Raw genomic sequence first — 18,535 nt, forward strand, 5'->3', positions numbered from 1 at the left:
AGGTGAAGAGCGGAAGAGGGGGTCACGCCATGGGGCGCGGCCGTCAGAAGGCTAAGGCAACACGTCAGGCCCGGGAGATGAAGTACTTCACCCCGGGCACCGATTTGAGTGCTCTCGAGCGCGAGCTAGGTATCGGGGGTTCTCAGAACTCTCGGGACGAGCTTGAAGAGCAGTACGAGGATGACCCATACGCGGATCTTGCAGCCCGCTATGGCGCCTTTGATGATGATGACGAAGACGAGAACGATCGCCGATATTGATCGTTGCTCCCGCTCGTGAGTGGGTACACGTCGTGTGAGAGGCCGCTGGAACCCGTTGGGTTCAGCGGCCTTTCGCGTTCCCGTTTCGTGTTTGAAAGGCAGGGAGGGTTGAGTGCCTGATAACGCTGGTCATGCTGGCCGTCAGGGTGTGACGCCGTTGCCTCGCTGGAGCGAGGAGCAGACGGCGTTTACGGATAATCCTCGCGTTGCCGATGCGCATAAGGCTGCGTTGCGTTCCCTTGAGCGTGCCGTGGGGCATAGCGCCGAGCCGACCCCGGACGCTGAAGCCCGCGAGGCCGTGACGCGCATGGTCCGCGGCGGCAAGGTCCTGATTTTGACGGGTGCGGGTGTCTCTACTGATTCAGGTATCCCGGATTACCGTGGCCCGCAGGGTTCGTTGCGCCGCACCCGCCCTATGACGGTCCAGGAGTTCCGTGCTGACCCGGCGGCCCGGAAGCGGTACTGGGCGAGGGCTTTCATTGGGCATCGTTTGATGAATCAGGCCCGCCCGAACCTGGGCCATCGTGTTCTAGCCGAATGGCAGCGCCGTGGTCTGCTCTCCGGGATCGTGACGCAGAACGTGGATGGCTTGCACGAACAAGCCGGTGCCGCGGATGTGATCGCTTTGCACGGCGATATGAGCGAGGTCGAATGCCTCGATTGTGGCGCCACCGAGCCGCGCGAACTCTATGAGGTTCGTTTGGAGGCGGCTAATCCTGGGTACCGGGAGACGGTCACGGTACGTGATGCGCACGTGAACCCGGACGGTGACGTGACGTTGTCCGATGCGGATGTGGCTCGCTTCACCACGGTTGCGTGCGCTGTGTGCGGCGCGGAGAGGATGAAGCCTTCGGTCGTGTATTTCGGTGAGAACGTGCCGAAGGAGCGCCGCGAGCGGGTTGAAGAGCTCAAAGCGGACTCGGATGCGTTGCTGGTGGTCGGTAGCTCGCTGGCTGTGATGTCGGGATACCGTTTTGTGCTTGATGCGATCAAGCGCGGCCAGCCCACGGCGACGATCACCGCGGGCCCAGGCCGCGCCGACGACAAGGTCGATGTGCTGTGGCGAACGCTTGCCACCCCGGCTTTGCTTGAGGTCGAAGCTAGGCTGTTGCGCTCACAAGAGTGAGTCAGGCCGCGTAGTTGCCGACGAGCCGTACTGCGCCGCCGTCGACGCCCTTAGCTCCCTGGACGGTGGCTTCATCCGCGCGGATCTCGTCAGTGAGTTCGGTGACTTGACCCATGTCCCACGCCTGCACACCGCGAGCGTTGAGGTGCGCGATCGCGTCCGCCGCGGCGTCGGGGGCGACGATCGCGACCATGCCGACGCCGACGTTGAGGGTGCGTTCGAGGTCATCTTGTGGAACCTTGCCGAGCTCGCTGATGAGCGAGAAGATCGGCGGAAGCTCCCACGTTCCGCGGTCTACAGTCGCGGCGAGCCCGGCTGGTAGAACACGGGCGAGGTTCGCTGCCAGGCCGCCGCCGGTCACGTGGGAGAAGCCGCGCAACGGCGCCTCTGGGGACTCTGGTTCGGTGTTGAGGGCACGCATGAGAGAGAGGCAGTCCCCGGCATAGACCCGGGTCGGCTCGAGTAGCTCCTCACCCAAGGTGCGGCCGAGCTCGGTGACCTCACGGTTCAGGTCCCACCCGGCGGCGTGGATCACGCGGCGTACCAGCGAATAGCCGTTGGAGTGGATACCGGAGGAAGCCATCGCGATCACGCGGTCGCCAGCCTTGACCCGTTCCGGGCCGAGCATCGCATCAGCCTCAACAACACCGGTTGCGGCGCCTGCCACATCGTACTCATCCGGGCCCAGCAGGCCAGGGTGTTCAGCGGTCTCGCCGCCAACGAGCGAGGTGCCAGCCAGGCGGCAGCCTTCCGCGATACCGGATACGATCGCCGCGATCCGCTCAGGAACCACCTTGCCGCACGCGATGTAATCAGTCATGACCAGCGGCTCAGCGCCGACCACCACGATGTCATCAACAACCATCCCGACCAGGTCGAAACCGATCGTGTCATGCTTATCCATCGCCTGAGCGATAGCGACCTTGGTGCCCACACCATCGGTCGAGGACGCCAACAGTGGACGCTTGTACTTCAACAGAGCAGACGCGTCATACATGCCCGCGAAACCACCCACACCGCCCACTACGGCAGGGGAGTGGGTCGCTTTGACGGAGGCCTTCATCAGCTCGACCGCACGGTCGCCGGCCTCAACGTCCACACCAGCATCGGCATAGGTAATGGGTTGCTGATCAAGGGAGCTCATGGGGTTTCAGTTCCTTTGTTTGAAGGGCGGCTAGGGCTCTGGGCTAGGGCTTAGGCTTGCGCGCGAGCCTGCGCGCGAGCCTGCGCGCGAGCCTGCGCACGTTTCTCTGCGATTTCCGGGTGGCGGCCCGGGTCACGTTCGCTGACCTCCGGGCCGAGGTCTTTATAGTCAGGAAGCGCGATGGGGTACTCGCCGGTGAAGCACGCGGTGCACAACTGTTCTCGTGGCTGTTCAGTCGCGGCGATCATGCCTTCTTCTGAAATATAGGCTAGTGAGTCAGCGCCGATCGATTGCGCGATCTGTTTTTCATCGGCACCGTTGGCGATCAACTCGGCGCGGGTCGCGAAATCGATCCCGTAGAAGCACGGCCATTTGACCGGCGGGGAAGAGATCTTCACGTGGACCTCCGCCGCACCGGCTTCACGTAGCGAACGCACCACTGCGCGCTGTGTGTTGCCGCGCACGATCGAATCATCCACAACCACTACGCGTTTGCCGCGGATCACGGACTCCATCGCGTTGAGCTTGAGCTTGATACCCAGCTGACGCAGCGTCTGTGTCGGCTGGATGAAGGTCCGTCCCACATACGCGTTCTTCACGAAACCGTGTGCGAACGGGATGCCGGAGGCTTCCGCGTAACCGATCGCGGCAGGGGTTCCGGAATCCGGGACCGGGATCACGATGTCGGCATCAGCGGTGTTCTCGCGCGCCAAGACGCGGCCCATCTCAACACGGGACTCATACACGTTGCGCCCCTGGATGGTCGCATCCGGGCGGGCGAGGTACACGTATTCGAAGATGCATCCGGCACGGTCGGCTTGAGCGAAACGGGTCGTGCGAACACCGTTGGCGTCGATCGCAACCATCTCGCCTGGCTCGATCTCCCGGATCACGCTGGCACCCACCGTGGCCAGCGCGGCCTGCTCGCTCGCGACAACCCAGCCGCGCTCAAGACGCCCCAAAACCAGTGGGCGAACACCCCACGGGTCACGCGCGGCATACAGCGTGTGCTCATCCATGAACACAAGAGAGAACGCGCCACGCAAGCGAGGCAAAAGCTCAGCGATCGTAGCCTCAAGGGAATCGTGGGCGTTGTTATCCAACAGCGAGGTGATCAGCGCGGTATCAGTCGTGTTACCCGCCCGGACCTCGCCGCGTGTTTCCTCACCATGCAGCTCACCAATCAAGCGGGAGAGCTCACGCGTATTCGTGATATTGCCGTTGTGAGCCAGGGCAACCGTACCGAACGGGGTCGGCCCGAGTGTGGGCTGAGCGTTAGCCCACTTATTCGCGCCCGTCGTCGAATACCGGCAGTGACCCACCGCCATGTGGCCCGACAACGCGTTGAGAGTGTTCTCATCAAAAATATGCGAAACCAAGCCGATGTCTTTATACACATTGATGCGCTCGCCGTTGGAAACCGCGATACCGGCGGACTCTTGCCCGCGGTGCTGCAAAGCGTAGAGGCCGTAATAGGTGAGTTTCGCTACGTCCTCACCCGGCGCCCACACGCCGAAAACACCGCATTCTTCCTGTGCGGGGCGTTCATCAGGGAGGAGGTCATGATTGAGCATTCCGTTGCCACGAGCCATGCGGCCTATTTTGTCACACCACTGCCGGTTTCTTGGTCGGTTTCCTTGACTGCGTAGATGTGTTGAGTGCGCTTACGGCCCACACGGTCGAAGATCAAGAAGACGATCGCACCGACCCCCACGCCGATGATCGCGAACAAAACAGCGAGGAAACCGAAAACAGCCCCCATCGAATGGTCCTCGGTCCCACCACGCAACCACGCCGAAATCAACGCGAGAATCACACCGAGCACACCGCCGGTGAGCATGAACGCGCCAGGCTTAGGTGCAACACGAACCTCAAACTCAACCGGCTGTCGAGCCTCAGTAGCGGAGCCTGCCTCAGCTGTGCCGTCAGCTGGGCCGGCACCTTGGGTATCAGCTGGGCGCGCGGAAGATGCAGGGTTCTCGATCGGCTTTTCAGTCATAAAGACAAGCCTACCCAGTTGTGCGTGCATGCGGCGTTGGGAGTGCACGTAACCGCAACGCCGCAGCCAGGAACGCTAGTTGCTGAGGGAGGCCTCGCACAAAGGCAGGAACTCACTCAAGTCGCTACGGGTACCGGATGCATCCACGAGCCCGCGGTCAACGGCATCGGCCCATTCGAGCGAACCAGTCGCCAACTGAAGCCACGTATCCGGGGTCATCTCAACAACATTCGGCGGGGTCCCACGCTTATGCGAGGTACCTTCGATGCACTGGACGGCCCCATGCGGTGGAATGCGCACCTCAACCGAACCGCCCGGAGCTTTCTCCGTGAGAAGCTGCAAAACATAACGGACAGCGATCGCTTCCGTCTTCTTATCAAGGCTCTGACGGTCATTGCGCCACGCAGCAACAGCAGCTTCGCCCTGCTCAACCGAGATCTTACGTTTCTGTGCCACACGAACCTCCCCAAGGCTCCCCTGGCAACCGCCGTATGCGGCCACCAGGACCGAGTTACCTTAACCCCAGCATAGGCGTTTCATGTGACCGAGCGCACTCATTCACGACATAAGCCAGTCACCGGGCGCTCAGCCCCGGCGCAATTGGGCCACCGCGGCAGAACTACGGACCTCACCCACCGGGGCACCGCCACCCAAAACAGGCCGATCCAACTCAGCGAGCGCGGCCGCAACCGCATCGGGATCAGCAAGCCCCAACGCAACCAAGGCATCCAAGCCAACACGGGTGTTCGCGCGGTCACTGCCATCGAGCATCTTCAACGCAAGGCCATAACCATCCTTGGTGCCCAGAACTAACACGGCCTCAGCACCCAGCTTGGCGACCACGCCCGTGCACTGCATCGTGACAGTGTTCTCCTCACCCTCGCCGTGAACAGCCCACGGGTGGGCGAGCATCGCCGGAGCAATCCGGGACCACAACGCCGCATCCTCATCCGTGAAACCCTCATCCGAAGGCAACGTGCCTGAGGATAAGCGGGAAATCGCGCGAGCCAAAGCCGTGAGCGTGAGCTGCGGGGCCGGGGCGCCGCACCCATCGACGCCCACCACACCCAACGGGGCGCCACCCAGAACCTCCAGAAGCCGCAACGCATCCTGCTGAACAGGATGCTCCGGGTCAAGATACGAACCCGTGTCCGCGCCACTAGCGACCGCTGCCTTCAAAAACCCGGCGTGCTTACCCGAGCAATTGAACGCGAGCTTATCCGGGCCGGCATCCTGCTTGATCCTCTCGCGGCGGGCATCCTTATCGCGAGGCATCGCATCCGGGCACTTCAAAGCCCCCGCATCCAGCCCGGCTTCAGCCAACATCCGCTTGGTCAACTCCTGGTGCCGCACCCCACCCTGGTGAGACGCACACGCCAATGCGAGCTCCTCATCGTCCAACTCAGCGCCGGCACGCAAGGAGGCGAAAGCCTGGAACGGCTTGAGCGTAGAACGCGGGAAAATCAGAGCCTCAGGGTTACCGAGCGAAGCCACAAGCTCGCCATCAGGACCCACCACGGCAAGGACACCGAGGTGCCTGGATTCCACCGCACCGTTACGGGTCACATGCGCCAACTCAACGGCGTCAGCGGCAGTGATCGAACGGTCCGGGTTGTAGTGCGGATCCGAAGGAGTGAAAGCATCTGAAGTCATACAGCCAGGGTAGTGCACCAGTTACTGCAGGGCGGGGCCACGGCGCCGCCGGGCAACCGGGGTAGTGCACTGCAGTAATGCACTGCGCTACTCCGAGAATATGCGGCGCGGAATCTATAGGATGGATAACTGTGAAGGTCTTGGTAATTGGCCCAGGCGGCCGCGAACACGCCCTTGTCCGTGCGCTTTTGCGTGATGACTCCGTTACCGAGGTGCATGCCGCCCCCGGTAACGCCGGAATCGCCGCGGATGTGCCCGTCCACGAACTGAGCACCACAGATCCCGATGCGTGCGTAGCGCTCGCGCGTGAGCTCGCGGTTGATCTGGTGGTCGTTGGCCCCGAGGCCCCGCTCGCTGCAGGTGCCGCCGACGCGCTCGTTGCCGCCGGCATCCCGGTGTTCGGCCCATCGAAGGCCGCGGCCCAACTTGAGGCTTCCAAAGCCTTCGCCAAAGAAATCATGGCCGAGGCCGAGGTCCCCACCGCGATGGCGCGGGTTGCTGTCAACGCTGAAGAAGCCGCCGATGCGCTCGATACCTTCGGCGCCCCCTACGTCGTCAAGGATGATGGTCTCGCGGCAGGCAAGGGCGTTGTTGTGACCTCCGACCGCGCCGAAGCGCTCGCCCACGCCCAAGCCTGCTTTGAAGCCGGCGGAAGCGTAGTCATCGAAGAATTCCTCGACGGCCCAGAGGTCTCGCTGTTCGTGCTCTCCGACGGCACCAACGCCGTCCCACTCGAACCGGCACAAGACTTCAAACGCATCTTCGACAACGACGAAGGCCCCAACACCGGCGGGATGGGCGCCTACACGCCACTGCCGTGGCTACCGGAGAACTTCGTCGCCCAGGTCATGGAACGCGTCGCTCAACCGACGCTGGCGGCAATGAAGAACCGCGGAACCCCGTTCGTCGGAGTCCTCTACTGCGGGCTTGCCGTAACAAGCCGCGGGCTGCGTGTCATCGAATTCAACGCCCGCTTCGGCGACCCAGAAACCCAACCGGTACTACAACGGCTGCGCTCGCCGTTGGGGCGCATCCTGCTCGCTGCGGCGCGTGGCACGCTCGATACGATCGAGCCGCTCGTATGGGATGAACGCACCGCGGTGGCGGTCGTGTTGGCCTCGGCCGGCTACCCCGAGTCCTCCTCCAAGGGGGATGTCATTACCGGCGTTGAGGCCGCTGAAGCTGACGATGCCGTGTCCGTCCTCCACGCCGGAACCGCACTCAACAACGATGGCGAGCTCATCACCGCAGGCGGGCGCGTCCTCGCCGTCGTAGGGCTCGGCGAAGACCTCAACGAAGCCCGCGAAACTGCCTACGAAGGCGTAGGCAAGATCAGCTTCGACGGCGCGCAACACCGCAGCGACATCGCGCTGAAAGCCGCCCGCGGCGAGATCACCGTCACGAGCGTCGGCGTAGGCCAAGGCGCATCCACGGAAGGAGACGCACAGTGAGTGAGACGGGCACGAACCATCAAGCAGCGCGCGGGTACACGACCAATCCGATCCAGCTGGAAGGGTGGAAGCACACCTATTCAGGTAAGGTGCGTGACCTCTACGTCCCGGAAGATCCAGACATCACCGACCGCGTCCTGGTGGTCGCCTCCGACCGCATCAGCGCATACGACCACGTGCTGAGCACGCCCATCACCCATAAAGGTGAGGTGCTGACCCAGCTGTCCCTATGGTGGTTCGAACAACTCACAGGCGTTGCCAACCACGTACTCTCCACGGACGTGCCGGAGCCTGTAGCGCATCGCGCCATGATCTGCCAGCGGCTGGATATGTACCCGATCGAGTGCATCGCCCGCGGCTACCTGACCGGCTCGGGGCTCGCTGAATACAAGCAGACCCAGACCGTGACCGGCATCGAGCTACCCGAGGGCCTGGTTGACGGCTCCAAGCTGGAGCCAGCGATCTTCACCCCGAGCGCTAAAGCTGAGGTTGGGGAGCACGATGAGAACATCACGTTCGAGCAGATGGCTGCCCGAGTTGGCCGTGAAGCAGCCGAAGAGCTCGCCGAGCTAACCCTGGATGTTTATACGCGGGCCGAGAAGATCGCGCGCGAACGCGGCATCATCCTTGCCGACACCAAGGTCGAATTCGGTCAAGACCCCGTCACAGGCCGCACGGTTTTGGGCGACGAGGTTCTCACCCCAGACTCTTCACGTTTCTGGGACGCCGCGGAATATCAGCCGGGTCAGTCGCAACCGTCCTTCGATAAACAGTTCGTGCGCGATTGGCTGACTTCTGAAGCCTCCGGTTGGGACAAAGCCAGCGATACCGCCCCACCAGCGCTGCCAGACGAGATCGTCGAGGCGACCTCCCGGCGCTATGTCGAAGCGTACGAGCGCCTCACCGGCCGCGAATTCACCCCGCTGTCACAGCCCTACGCGTAAGCAGCGAGATCAAACCTCGCGGGCAACCAGGGTGATGAGGGAGGCGGCCGGTTTGAAACCGGTGCGGAACGGGACAAAGCGGCTCGCCCCAATACCTTGGGAAACATTCAAGTAGGTGCGTTTGCGGCCTGCGATCCACACACCCAGCCCAGCCGCGCGGCCCGCCGGAATATCAGCGTTGGAAACCACGGCGCCGAAACCCGGTAGGGCAAGCTGACCGCCGTGGGTGTGGCCAGCCAAGATCAAGTCAGCGCCCGCCGTCGTGAGCTGGTTCAGAACCCTCCGGTAGGGGGCGTGCGTGAGCCCTAAACGGAACGCGACCGTCCCGATGGTCTGTTCCATAGTTGGCTCCGGCCAGCCCGTGGGCTGATCCAGCCCGATGTGCGGGTCATCAACCCCGGAGACCGCGACCCAGCGCGTAGCCGACGCGGCCTCCTGAGCATTCCTAAAGCCTGACCCAGAGCGCGGCTCAGAACCCGCGACACCCGATGTATTCGCTGCGGGGAGTTTGATCCAACCATTCGCATTCGCGGCGTTGACCCAGCCGGTGTCTTCGAATGCGGCATGCATCCGCCGCCAATCGAGTTCGTCCTTGCGTGCATAACGGATCTTTTCACCCGTTAGGCGCTTCTTGTTGAGGTAGGAGAGCGGGTTCTTCAGCCGCGAGGTGTGATAGCAGTGCGAACCCGGAACGAACGCGCCGGGGCGCTCGAGCAGCGGTGCGAGAGCTTCGATGAGCGGGCCCTCGCCGTTGTGGCGGGCGAGGTTATCGCCCGTGTTGATCACAAGGTCCGGTTCCAGGTCAGCCAGGGAACGCAACCACATAGCTTTCGCGCTCTGCCCGGGAGCCATGTGGATATCCGAAATGTGTAGCAGACGGATCGGCTGGGCACCCGGTTCCAGGACGGGCACGGTGTGCTCTTCGAGTTGGAAATCCAGCGCATTCCAGGCGGCCTTCGCGGCGATGACGGAGCTCAAAGCTACTGCCGAGCCGCCGGCATAGACGGCACAACGTTTCAGTCGTGGCACAGGATCAGTCGTCCTCCTGGCCAGAATTACCCCTGTTGCCGTTGTTGTTCTCCCTAGCCGGTTGCTCGTTCCTACGAGGAGGGTTCGAGCTCTCACTGCGTGAGGCACCACGTGACTCACTGCGCGAGGAAGCAGGGGAAGAGGAGCCGGACGACGATGCCGTCGTCGAGGACTGCGTCGAGTCTGAAGATGAGGAGGACTCAACCGAAGCCGTCTCGCCCTGCGCCGAGCCTAGGGACGGCCTCGGGGAGGATGGAGCCGGCATGCTGTCTACCTCTTCATCAGAGTCATCGGAGGAAGAGGCGTGCGGTTGCTTGACCTCGTTCGGGATCCGACCGTGATCGTAGTTCTGGTACACCTGAGCCATGTACTTAGCCCACATCGGGCCAGCGTGTGTCATCGAGTCACCCTTGCGAACAGGGATACCGCGCAGCTTGATGCCGTTGTTCAGACCAAGCTGGGTTGTGCCGTCCTTACGGCCAATCCAGGCAACAGTCGTCATGCCTTCGGTGTAGCCGGCAAACCAGGTTGAGGTCGCGTTGTCGTTAGTACCGGTCTTACCGCCGGTAGGGGCGCTGAACCGGCCCATGACCACGCGTTCGCGGGCGATCTTAGTGAGGATGCTATTGAGAGTGGAGACGTCGTTTTCTTCGAAGACGCGCTTGCACTCAGGCTCAGGAACCTTGTACTTGGTTCCGTCAGCACCCTTGATCTTGGTGAAGACACGGTTGTTGCAGATCATGCCCTTGTTAGCGAAGGCACCGAAACCGCGTGCTTGGGCCAGAGGTGTCACGGGCTGAGCGCCAAGAACCAACGAAGGGCCGGAGGACGCCAGTGATTTAGCGTCAGCAGGTTCGCCCTGCGTTGTGACCTGGCCCTCGAGCAAGCCCATACGCTCAGCGACGGAGGTGATGTCGCACAAGTCCAACTGGTAGGCCTCAGCGACGGTCGCGGAGTTGATGGACCAGTAGAGGCCCTTATTCATCGGCATGTTCTTGTACTGGTTCGCGATCGCGTTGCCGACGTCCCACTCTTCGAAGATCTTGTATCGCTTGCCCGCCAGGCATGAGGCATCCCACGACGTGCCACTGTAGTCACGGCGGGACGCGTTGACGGTGGATTTCACGCTCTTACCGGCTTCGATCCAGGCCATCGCAGTCCACGGCTTAGCGGTAGAACCACCCTGGAAGCCACCGGAGCCGCCGTGGGAGCGGTCCGTGGTGAAGTTGTATTCGGTGTAGGCGGCAGGGTTCTTCTCGCTGGTTCCGAAACGCGTGTTCTGAGCCATCGCGAGGATGTCGCCGGTCTTGTTGTCACGCGAGACGATTGCGGAGCCCAAGCCGCCCTTATCGCCTTCTGGAACTGCCTCGCGGACTTGCTTATTCGCTGCCTTCTGCAGCTTCATGTCCAAGGTTGTGTGGATCTGAAGACCACCGTTGAGGAGCAGGTATTCGCGGTCCTGCTGGGTCTTACCGAACTCCGGGTTCTTCAAGATTTCCCAGTACACGTACGTGCAGAAGTATGGGGCTTCTTTCGCGGCCGTGCAGCCTGACTTGGTGTCAGAAGGTTTCAGTCCCAAGTCCTTCTTGACAGCCTTGTCGTACTGTTCCTTCGTGATCGCCTCGTTGTGCAACATACGGCTCAACACGGCATCGCGGCGCTGCTTGGTCGCTTCAGGGTTAGTGAGCGGGTTGAAGTAGCCCGGGCGCTGAACCATGCCAGCGAGCATCGCGGACTGCTCAATGCTGAGCTTCTTCGCAGGGATCGAGAAGAAACGCTGCGCGGCGGCTTCGACACCGTAGGTGGTTCCGGAGAACAAGACGAGGTTGAGGTAGCCCTCGAGGATCTCGTCCTTGCTCATCGTCTGCTCGATCTCGTTGGCCCACTTGATTTCCCGAGCCTTATCGGCAACGGACTTGTTGCCGGAGATAGTCAGCTCGGAAGCTGGAACGCCGTCAGCGATCTGGTTGAGGATATTGCGGTTGTTGACGTACTGCTGGGTCAGTGTGGACGCACCCTGCTGGCCGCCGGCGCCCGCCAAGTTAGCTACAGCTGCACGCAAAATACCGCGCGGGTCCGCACCACCGTGTTCGTAGAAACGCTCGTCTTCAACGGAGACGATCGCTTTCTGCATCCAAGGCGAAATATTTTTGAGCTTGACTGGCTTGCGGTCTTGCGCGAAGAACTTCGCCACGACCTTGCCGTTGCGGTCATAAACAACCGAGGACTCAGGCACCGACGTCGTCTTAGGGAACGACGGGATCGATGCGTAAGCGTCAGAAGCCATGTTGGTCGCTGTGCCAGTGAATACCACGAGAGGCACCAGGGTGCCTGCCGTGAGCGCGCCAGCGAGGACGCTTGCGAGCAAGAATCCGATGAGTCTACGCACGGTTGAGGTAGACGTGCTCATGAGGGACTTACCTTGGGACATAGGCTCTAGCGTACCGGAGGGACCTTAGAAGCGGGTCAGACTGTGGATGTATTCACACGAGTCTGTGGATGTAGCTTGCATGCGTACGGAAGCGCTCACGTACAAGTAGTTGAGCGGGTTAGGCTTAGAGGCATGACTAAGTGGGAGTACTTCACGGCACCTTTGATGGTGCATAACACTAAAGCTATTTTGGATAACTTCGGCAAGCAGGGCTGGGAACTGGTGCAGGTTGTTTCGATGCCTGCCGCTGGTTCTGCGGCTCCGGCGACCGGCGCTGAGATTGTTTCCGCACCGGCAGTGAACTTGGTGGGCTACTTTAAGCGTCCACTCGAAGCTGAGTAAGCGCTCGGGACTTAAAACACGTAGCTATATAGCTGAGTTGAGTGGGGGATTGTGATGGCATCTGCAGGTCAAGAAGGCAGCGGGAAGCAGGGCTCTTTCGAGCAGAGGCTGAGCGAGTTAGGGATTGAGTTGCCGGAGGTTGTGAAGCCGTTGGCGGCTTATGTTCCTGCGGTGACGTTCAACGGTACGGTCCAGACCTCAGGCCAGTTGCCGATGGTGGACGGCCAGTTGCCGGCAACCGGCAAGGTCGGTGGCGAGGTCAGCGCGGAGCAGGCGTATGGCTTGGCTCGTACCGCGGCGATCAACGCGTTGGCTGCGATCCGTTCGGAACTGGGCTCCTTGGACCGTGTGACTCGCGTTGTCAAGGTCACCGGGTTCGTGGCTTCAACTCCTGATTTTACGGGGCAACCGGGTGTAGTCAATGGCGCTTCCGAACTGTTGGGTGAGATCTTCGGGGAAGCGGGCACTCACGCGCGCTCAGCGGTTGGCGTTCCGGTTCTGCCGCTGGATTCTCCCGTTGAAGTCGAAGTCACCGTCGCATTCGATTGAAGCGTCTGTACCGCCCCTTGGCGCTGAACCGCCGGGTGTATCCGGTTCCACGGTGGGAGAGGGCCGCGGCCCGGAACTGGTTTGAGCTTGAGCATCCGCATCCGGTGAGGGTACGGCACGCGAGCCAGGTCATGGTTTTGGATCAGCAATCCCACGGCCTGGTCACATGGCTTACGCAGCGGCAACCGGACTCGCCGTTGGGGTCGATCGCGCCGCCATCGGCGCTGGTCGAGCCGGTCGATGACGACAACGTGCGATGGTTTGGGCCTTCCGCACGCGAATGGGCTGCCAGGATCGGTACCGATGACGTTGCAGGTGCGCGCCGCTCGGTGATGGCCGCGGTACGGGGGTTGTTCCTGGAGACAGGGATCCTGCTTGCAGGGGTCTCGGATGTGGACATCGTGGATTCGCTCGGTAGCGCTGAATGGACCACGGCACGGTCTGAGATCCAGGCCGACAGCACGCGTTTCTCTCAATGGATCGAGCATCGCGGATGGGGATTGCGCACTGATCTGTTGAGATTCGTGTGCCGGTGGGAAAGCGCCGATTATGCTCTGCGCAGGGTCGAGAGCACCGTATTCGCTATCGCTTTGCCGGTAGGTCAGGAAGTCTCCCTACCCCCAGGCGGCGACGGCTGGGGTGCGTGGGTCTCGGTAGACCGCGATGAGGCCGCCAAGCAGATCGCAGAACCGGACGGCCCCGCACCCAGCATCGAGCCTGGCGCGGCATGGCCTGGCAATGCGGACCCTAGCCGCCCAGCAACGGTGAGCATGGTTGCGAAGAACTCGGCTGCGATGAACTCGGCTGCGATGAACTCGGCTACGAAGAACGCGGCACCTTGGTCTGAGGCTGTAGCCCCGCCAATCCAGGCCGTCATGGAAGAAGTGAACCATGCGCGCGGTCTGGTGGCGTTCATGTCACAACCGCGTGCATGGTCGCACGGGCGTATGGAGCTGATTCACCGGATGGTTGGCGGATTCGAGTGGGGACTAAAACTCGTGACAGACCATCCGCCTGAACAGCGCCGGGACACCTAGGACTCCTGGATGCCTAGCGTGAACGCTGGCGGAGGCGCTGGGCATCGAGGATTACGACGGCGCGAGCCTCAAGCCGTAGCCAGCCGCGCTGCACAAACTCAGCCAGTGCCTTGTTCACGGTCTCGCGGGAAGCGCCAACCAGCTGAGCGAGCTCTTCCTGGGTGAGCTCGTGAGGAACGAGGATCCCGTCCGCAGTCGGGCGGCCAAAACGGTCCGCGAGGTCCAGGAGGGCTTTCGCCACGCGTCCTGGAACATCGGAGAACACGAGGTCTGCCAGCGAATCGTTGGTGCGGCGCAAGCGGCGGGCCAGCGCCTGCAGTAGCTGCGCGGAAACCTCAGGGTTGGTGGCAAGTGCACGGCGCAGGTTTTCGTGGCGCAGGCCAGCGAGGTGGGTCTCGGTTACGGCGGTAGCTGTCGCGTTACGCGGATGCGGATCAAACAGCGCCATCTCGCCGAACAGTTCGCCCGGGCCGAGGAGGGCCAGAAGATTCTCACGGCCGTCTGCGGCAGTGCGACCAAGCTTGATCTTGCCGGAAATGATCACGTAGAGCTGATCGCCTTGATCGCCTTCGTGGAAGACGGACATGCCACGGGTCAGATCGACCTGGGTGAGTTCTTCGGTCAGAACGTTGAAAGCTTCGTCGCTCAGATGCGCGAACAGCGGCGCCCGGCGAAGGACCTCGATGTCCATGGGTCTCCTTCAGAAATTGCAGATTTATGGCCTTCGTTCAATACTATTGTGCCGCATGACACGTCTTGCAAGCAGATTTCGGCCGCGCCTCACTATTTTGAAAACAATTACATAACGTTCTGCAAAGAAGGTGAGGTTGGCCGTGCGTGCTTAGTTAGGATGTTCAGCACGGCAGGTGCGTGTAAAGTTGCGTGCCGTGCCACATTACTGAGCGCCGCGATTGAATTCTTCGCGACTGAAATCGTGTGGCGCCGTAGGAACGTAGCGACGCATGGAGGGGGTGCGGTGTTTCTAGGTCTGCACCTCATCGACTGGATTCTGATCATTCTGATCATCGCCCAGTTATGGACCGGTTGGCGTAAAGCGTTCCTTGTTTCTTTAGGTGCCACAGCGGGTTTTCTGGCTGGGGCTACCGCGGCGTTTTTCTGCATCCCGTTGATGGCCCGCTGGATTCAAGACCCCGCGTGGCGTGCCGCCGGCCTATTCTTGACGTTCGCTGTCTTGTTGGCGCTCGGCCAGGGGCTCGGCGAAGCGACGGCGGCACAGATCCGGCGTTGGATGGACCGTCCACGCCCGCGCTGGTGGGACCGTTTGGGTGGTTCCGTGTTGTATTTCGTGGCGACCTGGATCACTATTTCAGCTCTCGCGTTCACGTGGTCTGCGTTGGGGATGCCATGGCTTTCGCCGCAGCTAGCTAATTCCAAAGTGGTTCAGTCGGTGCGTGACACCACGCCGGAGGTTATGGAGCGTGCTTTCGGTGAGGCTCGCTTGGCGGTGGCCGCGCTCGAGCTGCCGGAAATCTCCGTTCCGAAGCTCTCTCTTTCCGGCCCGGCCCCAGGGGATCCGTCGCCTGCAGCGTCACCGCATGCCTCAATCCCGGAAGGCACCCAGACTACTGAGCAGCAGCACGCCGCGAAAGATTCGATCGCGCGTGTTTCCGGTATCGCGAGCGCGTGTGGCGTGAACCAGACAGGCACCTCGTTCGCGATCGCGCCAGACCGTTTGATCACTAACGCCCACGTTGTGCGCGGCATCGAACAACCCGTTGTCGAGACCCCGGATGGTCGGGCACTCACGGGCCGGACGGTCACCTTCGATCCACGCAGAGACATCGCCGTGATCGCGGTGGATGGGCTCGGAATGCAGCCGCTTGAGATGGGGCCAACCCTGCGCGCTGGGGATCACGCTACGTTCATGGGCTTCCCTGCCGGCGGCCCGTACACGGTTTCGCATGCCGCTGTGAAGCAACGCGCGGCGGCCCAGTTGCCTAACATTTACGGCAACGGCTCATCTTCTGTGGACGTGTACCAGCTCGCCGCTGACGTCAAACGCGGTAACTCTGGCGGCCCGCTCGTGGATGATGACGGCAAGTTCAGCGGAATGATCTTCGCTAAGTCCAAAGATGAAGACAACGTCGGCTACGCGATCACCAACGATGAGCTCAAAACCATCGTTGCCGAAGCCCCGAGCCGGACTGCCGCCGTGCCAACAGGCACCTGCGAGTAGGTGCCGGCCGGTTCCTGCCAGTATCAACCGACGGATTCCTGCGAGTAACAAGGCAACAAGTTTTAAAGGACGATGCGGTGGACAGTTCGTCTGTCCACCGCATCGTTTTTTATGTGGCCTGGCGGGGAAGTTTCCAGCCACGCCGTTTACGCGCGTCGGGGTACCCCGGTGAAGAATTAGCCCTTATTCCGCATCGATTCGGAAATCTGGTTCATCACCGTGGTGTCCGCCAACGTCGAGGAATCACCTGCTGGGCGTCCTTCAGCGACGTCCTTGAGCAAGCGACGCATAATCTTGCCGGAGCGGGTCTTTGGAAGTTCAGGTACTGCGAATACGGCCCTCGGGCGGGCGATCGCGCCGATGTCGGTAGCGACGTGCTGGCGCAGCTGTTCCGTGATGTCTTCAGGCCAGGAATCGGCGTCTCCGCTGAGGATCACGAACGCGACAACCGCCTCGCCCTTGGTCTCATCCGCCGCACCGACCACCGCGGCTTCAGCGACCGCTTCGTGAGCGACGAGTGAAGACTCGATTTCGGTGGTGGAGAGGCGGTGCCCGGAAACGTTCATGACGTCATCCACACGACCCATGAGCCACAGGTCGCCGTCCTTGTCCTTCTTGGCACCATCGCCTGCAAAGTACATGTCGCCAAAGCGGTCCCAGTAGGTTTCCTTATAGCGTTCTGGGTCGTTCCAGATGCCGCGCAACATGGACGGCCACGGTTCCCGGATCACTAGCAGGCCGGCTTCGCCGTTGCCGAGCGGGGTGCCCAAATCGTCCACAACATCGACGGTCACGCCCGCAACAGGGGTCTGCGCGGAGCCAGGCTTGGTTGCCGTGACGCCCGGTAGCGGGCTGATCATGTGGGCGCCGGTTTCGGTCTGCCACCACGTATCCACGATCGGGGCGGGGTATTCCTTGCGTGGGCCCGGCGCGCCATCCGTACCGGCGCCGTTGTTCGCGCCAATGACTTCGCGGTACCACATCCACGCTTCCGGGTTGATCGGTTCACCCACGGAACCGAGCACGCGCAACGACGAGAGGTCGCGGGCGTCAGGGATCTCGCGGCCCCACTTCATAGCGGTACGGATAGCGGTTGGAGCGGTGTACATGATGGTGACCTTGTACTTCTCAACAAGATCCCACCAACGGCCCTTATCCGGGGTGTCCATCGTGCCGTCGTACATCAACATCGTGGCGCCATTGATGAGCGGGCCGTAGGTGACATACGAGTGGCCGGTGATCCAGCCGATGTCCGCGGTGCACCAGTAAACGTCAGTCTCTGGGTGCAGATCGAACGTGTCTTTCGCGGTGACCGCGGCCTGAGTCAGGTAGCCGCCGGTGGTGTGCAGAATACCCTTCGGCTTACCTGTGGTTCCCGAGGTGTAGAGGATGAACAGCGGATGCTCGGCCTCGAACGCTTCAGCGGTGTGCTCATCCGAAGCGTTCTCCACGACCTCGTGCCACCACACATCGCGGCCATCAACCCATGTTTCAGACTCTTCCTTGTTGTTACGTACAACCACAACGTTAGTCACCGTGTGGCCATCAGCCTCAAGAGCGGCGTCCACAACCTTCTTGACCGGATTCGGCTTCCCACGGCGCCAGTTCCCGTCAGCGGTGACAACCAGCTTGGCTTCCGCATCATCCACACGCGAACGCAAAGCATCCGCAGAGAAACCAGCGAACACAACCGAGTGGATCGCGCCGAGGCGGGCTGAGGCCAGCATCGTAATCACGGCCTCCGGGATCATCGGCATGTAGACAGCGATGCGGTCCCCAGAACCAACACCCAGCTCACTGAACGCGTTGGCGGCCTTCTTCACGGCCGTAGCGAGCTCGGCGTACGTGTAGGTTGACGTCGCGCCGGTCTCGTCCTCGAAATAGATCGCTACACGATCACCGTTTCCGGCCTCAACGTGACGGTCCACAGCGTTATACGCAGCGTTGAGCTTGCCGTCCTCAAACCACTTATAGAAAGGCGCCTCAGAATCGTTGAGAACCGTGGTGAAATCCTCAGCCCACGTCAATGCCTCACGCGAACGTTCCGCCCAATAACCCAAGCGGTCCTGCGCGGCGCGCTCGTAAAGGTCTGCGTGTGCGACGGCGTTCTTCACGAAATCCGGGCCAGGAGGGAACGAACGATCCTCATGGCTCAGGTTATCCATTGCCGTGTTCTCTGACATGGAGACTCCTCAGGACAAGTAAGCGATAAGACAACTGGTGATCTGGATCACTTAGCTTCCATCTTATGTGAGGCAGGTCACCCTATAAATAGAGATACACGGGCTTTCTCTCAGGAGCAAATCAGCAGACACAAAACAGAACGCACTAGGCAGCGGCCTACGGGGCCGTTACCGGGCAGGTGTGCAAGAC

The 18,535-nt window shown here is 61.6% G+C and carries 17 protein-coding genes; 8 read left to right on the plus strand and 9 right to left on the minus strand.

The window, feature by feature from the left end; all coding sequences use genetic code 11:
• The first annotated feature begins 29 nt into the window (after window positions 1–29).
• Both MHJ63_RS01855 and MHJ63_RS01860 read left to right on the plus strand, forming a co-directional pair.
• Window positions 30–260: a DUF3073 domain-containing protein gene (locus MHJ63_RS01855; RefSeq protein ID WP_070507251.1), complete on the plus strand. Its 231-nt coding sequence runs from the start codon at window positions 30–32 to the stop codon at window positions 258–260.
• 112 nt (window positions 261–372) lie between these two features.
• Window positions 373–1,386, plus strand: coding sequence for a Sir2 family NAD-dependent protein deacetylase (locus tag MHJ63_RS01860; protein ID WP_239446002.1), 1,014 nt, complete (start codon window positions 373–375; stop codon window positions 1,384–1,386).
• Between the two features lies 1 nt (window position 1,387).
• Here the strand turns inward: MHJ63_RS01860 and purM are convergent, their stop codons facing one another.
• The 5 genes from purM to MHJ63_RS01885 form a co-directional block, all read right to left on the minus strand.
• Window positions 1,388–2,530 carry a phosphoribosylformylglycinamidine cyclo-ligase gene (gene purM, locus MHJ63_RS01865; RefSeq protein ID WP_070507250.1) on the minus strand — a complete coding sequence of 381 codons (1,143 nt, stop codon included), beginning with the start codon at window positions 2,528–2,530 and terminating at the stop codon, window positions 1,388–1,390.
• 50 nt (window positions 2,531–2,580) lie between these two features.
• Window positions 2,581–4,122: an amidophosphoribosyltransferase gene (gene purF / locus MHJ63_RS01870; RefSeq protein ID WP_239446003.1), complete on the minus strand. Its 1,542-nt coding sequence runs from the start codon at window positions 4,120–4,122 to the stop codon at window positions 2,581–2,583.
• A gap of 5 nt (window positions 4,123–4,127) precedes the next feature.
• Window positions 4,128–4,529 (minus strand): DUF2207 domain-containing protein, encoded by a 402-nt coding sequence (locus MHJ63_RS01875; protein ID WP_239446004.1) that lies wholly within the window; start codon window positions 4,527–4,529, stop codon window positions 4,128–4,130.
• Between the two features lie 75 nt (window positions 4,530–4,604).
• Window positions 4,605–4,985 carry a sterol carrier family protein gene (locus MHJ63_RS01880; protein WP_239446005.1) on the minus strand — a complete coding sequence of 127 codons (381 nt, stop codon included), beginning with the start codon at window positions 4,983–4,985 and terminating at the stop codon, window positions 4,605–4,607.
• A gap of 129 nt (window positions 4,986–5,114) precedes the next feature.
• Window positions 5,115–6,182, minus strand: coding sequence for an asparaginase (locus MHJ63_RS01885; RefSeq protein ID WP_239446006.1), 1,068 nt, complete (start codon window positions 6,180–6,182; stop codon window positions 5,115–5,117).
• A gap of 131 nt (window positions 6,183–6,313) precedes the next feature.
• Between MHJ63_RS01885 and purD the strand changes: the two genes are divergently transcribed.
• Both purD and MHJ63_RS01895 read left to right on the plus strand, forming a co-directional pair.
• A complete protein-coding gene (gene purD, locus MHJ63_RS01890) occupies window positions 6,314–7,633 on the plus strand; it encodes a phosphoribosylamine--glycine ligase (protein WP_070491974.1) in 1,320 nt (439 codons plus the stop codon).
• On the plus strand, window positions 7,630–8,577 hold the full coding sequence (locus MHJ63_RS01895) for a phosphoribosylaminoimidazolesuccinocarboxamide synthase (protein ID WP_070491977.1): 948 nt from the start codon (window positions 7,630–7,632) through the stop codon (window positions 8,575–8,577). Before purD ends, MHJ63_RS01895 begins: the two co-directional genes overlap by 4 nt.
• Window positions 8,578–8,586: 9 nt before the next feature.
• Here the strand turns inward: MHJ63_RS01895 and MHJ63_RS01900 are convergent, their stop codons facing one another.
• Window positions 8,587–9,606 (minus strand): metallophosphoesterase, encoded by a 1,020-nt coding sequence (locus MHJ63_RS01900; RefSeq protein WP_141739830.1) that lies wholly within the window; start codon window positions 9,604–9,606, stop codon window positions 8,587–8,589.
• A gap of 4 nt (window positions 9,607–9,610) precedes the next feature.
• Window positions 9,611–12,016: a transglycosylase domain-containing protein gene (locus tag MHJ63_RS01905; RefSeq protein ID WP_239446007.1), complete on the minus strand. Its 2,406-nt coding sequence runs from the start codon at window positions 12,014–12,016 to the stop codon at window positions 9,611–9,613.
• A 153-nt stretch (window positions 12,017–12,169) separates the two neighbouring features.
• Here MHJ63_RS01905 and MHJ63_RS01910 point away from each other — a divergent pair, with 153 nt between their 5' ends.
• The 3 genes from MHJ63_RS01910 to MHJ63_RS01920 are packed head-to-tail and all read left to right on the plus strand — an operon-like array spanning window position 12,170 to window position 13,965.
• The gene (locus tag MHJ63_RS01910; protein WP_035757824.1) at window positions 12,170–12,379 is read left to right on the plus strand and encodes a DUF4177 domain-containing protein; all 210 of its coding nucleotides are present in this window, start codon (window positions 12,170–12,172) and stop codon (window positions 12,377–12,379) included.
• 54 nt (window positions 12,380–12,433) lie between these two features.
• Window positions 12,434–12,928, plus strand: coding sequence for a RidA family protein (locus MHJ63_RS01915; protein ID WP_052048736.1), 495 nt, complete (start codon window positions 12,434–12,436; stop codon window positions 12,926–12,928).
• Between the two features lie 17 nt (window positions 12,929–12,945).
• Window positions 12,946–13,965, plus strand: a complete 1,020-nt coding sequence (locus MHJ63_RS01920) for an NUDIX hydrolase (RefSeq protein ID WP_239446008.1) — start codon at window positions 12,946–12,948, stop codon at window positions 13,963–13,965.
• 13 nt (window positions 13,966–13,978) lie between these two features.
• On the opposite strand, the gene MHJ63_RS01925 is transcribed toward MHJ63_RS01920, so the two are convergent.
• Window positions 13,979–14,656: a Crp/Fnr family transcriptional regulator gene (locus MHJ63_RS01925; protein WP_070491989.1), complete on the minus strand. Its 678-nt coding sequence runs from the start codon at window positions 14,654–14,656 to the stop codon at window positions 13,979–13,981.
• A gap of 285 nt (window positions 14,657–14,941) precedes the next feature.
• Here MHJ63_RS01925 and MHJ63_RS01930 point away from each other — a divergent pair, with 285 nt between their 5' ends.
• A complete protein-coding gene (locus MHJ63_RS01930) occupies window positions 14,942–16,162 on the plus strand; it encodes a MarP family serine protease (protein WP_239446009.1) in 1,221 nt (406 codons plus the stop codon).
• Between the two features lie 176 nt (window positions 16,163–16,338).
• Here MHJ63_RS01930 and acs read toward each other — a convergent pair whose 3' ends face one another.
• Complete coding sequence (acs, locus tag MHJ63_RS01935; RefSeq protein ID WP_239446010.1) at window positions 16,339–18,345, minus strand: acetate--CoA ligase; 2,007 nt, start codon at window positions 18,343–18,345, stop codon at window positions 16,339–16,341.
• Between the last annotated feature and the right edge of the window lie 190 nt (window positions 18,346–18,535).

It is taken from the genome of Pseudoglutamicibacter albus, from assembly GCF_022346425.1.
In the GTDB taxonomy this organism is placed as follows: Bacteria; Actinomycetota; Actinomycetes; order Actinomycetales; family Micrococcaceae; genus Pseudoglutamicibacter; species Pseudoglutamicibacter albus.

Excerpts from the sequence above, each read along its gene's own strand:
- MHJ63_RS01855 (WP_070507251.1), top strand. The coding sequence starts at position 30 with ATGGGGCGCGGCCGTCAGAAGGCTAAGGCAACACGTCAGGCCCGGGAG.
- purM (WP_070507250.1), bottom strand. The coding sequence starts at position 2,530 with ATGAGCTCCCTTGATCAGCAACCCATTACCTATGCCGATGCTGGTGTG.
- purF (WP_239446003.1), bottom strand. The coding sequence starts at position 4,122 with ATGGCTCGTGGCAACGGAATGCTCAATCATGACCTCCTCCCTGATGAA.
- MHJ63_RS01875 (WP_239446004.1), bottom strand. The coding sequence starts at position 4,529 with ATGACTGAAAAGCCGATCGAGAACCCTGCATCTTCCGCGCGCCCAGCT.
- MHJ63_RS01885 (WP_239446006.1), bottom strand. The coding sequence starts at position 6,182 with ATGACTTCAGATGCTTTCACTCCTTCGGATCCGCACTACAACCCGGAC.
- MHJ63_RS01905 (WP_239446007.1), bottom strand. The coding sequence starts at position 12,016 with ATGAGCACGTCTACCTCAACCGTGCGTAGACTCATCGGATTCTTGCTC.
- MHJ63_RS01910 (WP_035757824.1), top strand. The coding sequence starts at position 12,170 with ATGACTAAGTGGGAGTACTTCACGGCACCTTTGATGGTGCATAACACT.
- MHJ63_RS01915 (WP_052048736.1), top strand. The coding sequence starts at position 12,434 with ATGGCATCTGCAGGTCAAGAAGGCAGCGGGAAGCAGGGCTCTTTCGAG.
- MHJ63_RS01925 (WP_070491989.1), bottom strand. The coding sequence starts at position 14,656 with ATGGACATCGAGGTCCTTCGCCGGGCGCCGCTGTTCGCGCATCTGAGC.
- acs (WP_239446010.1), bottom strand. The coding sequence starts at position 18,345 with ATGTCAGAGAACACGGCAATGGATAACCTGAGCCATGAGGATCGTTCG.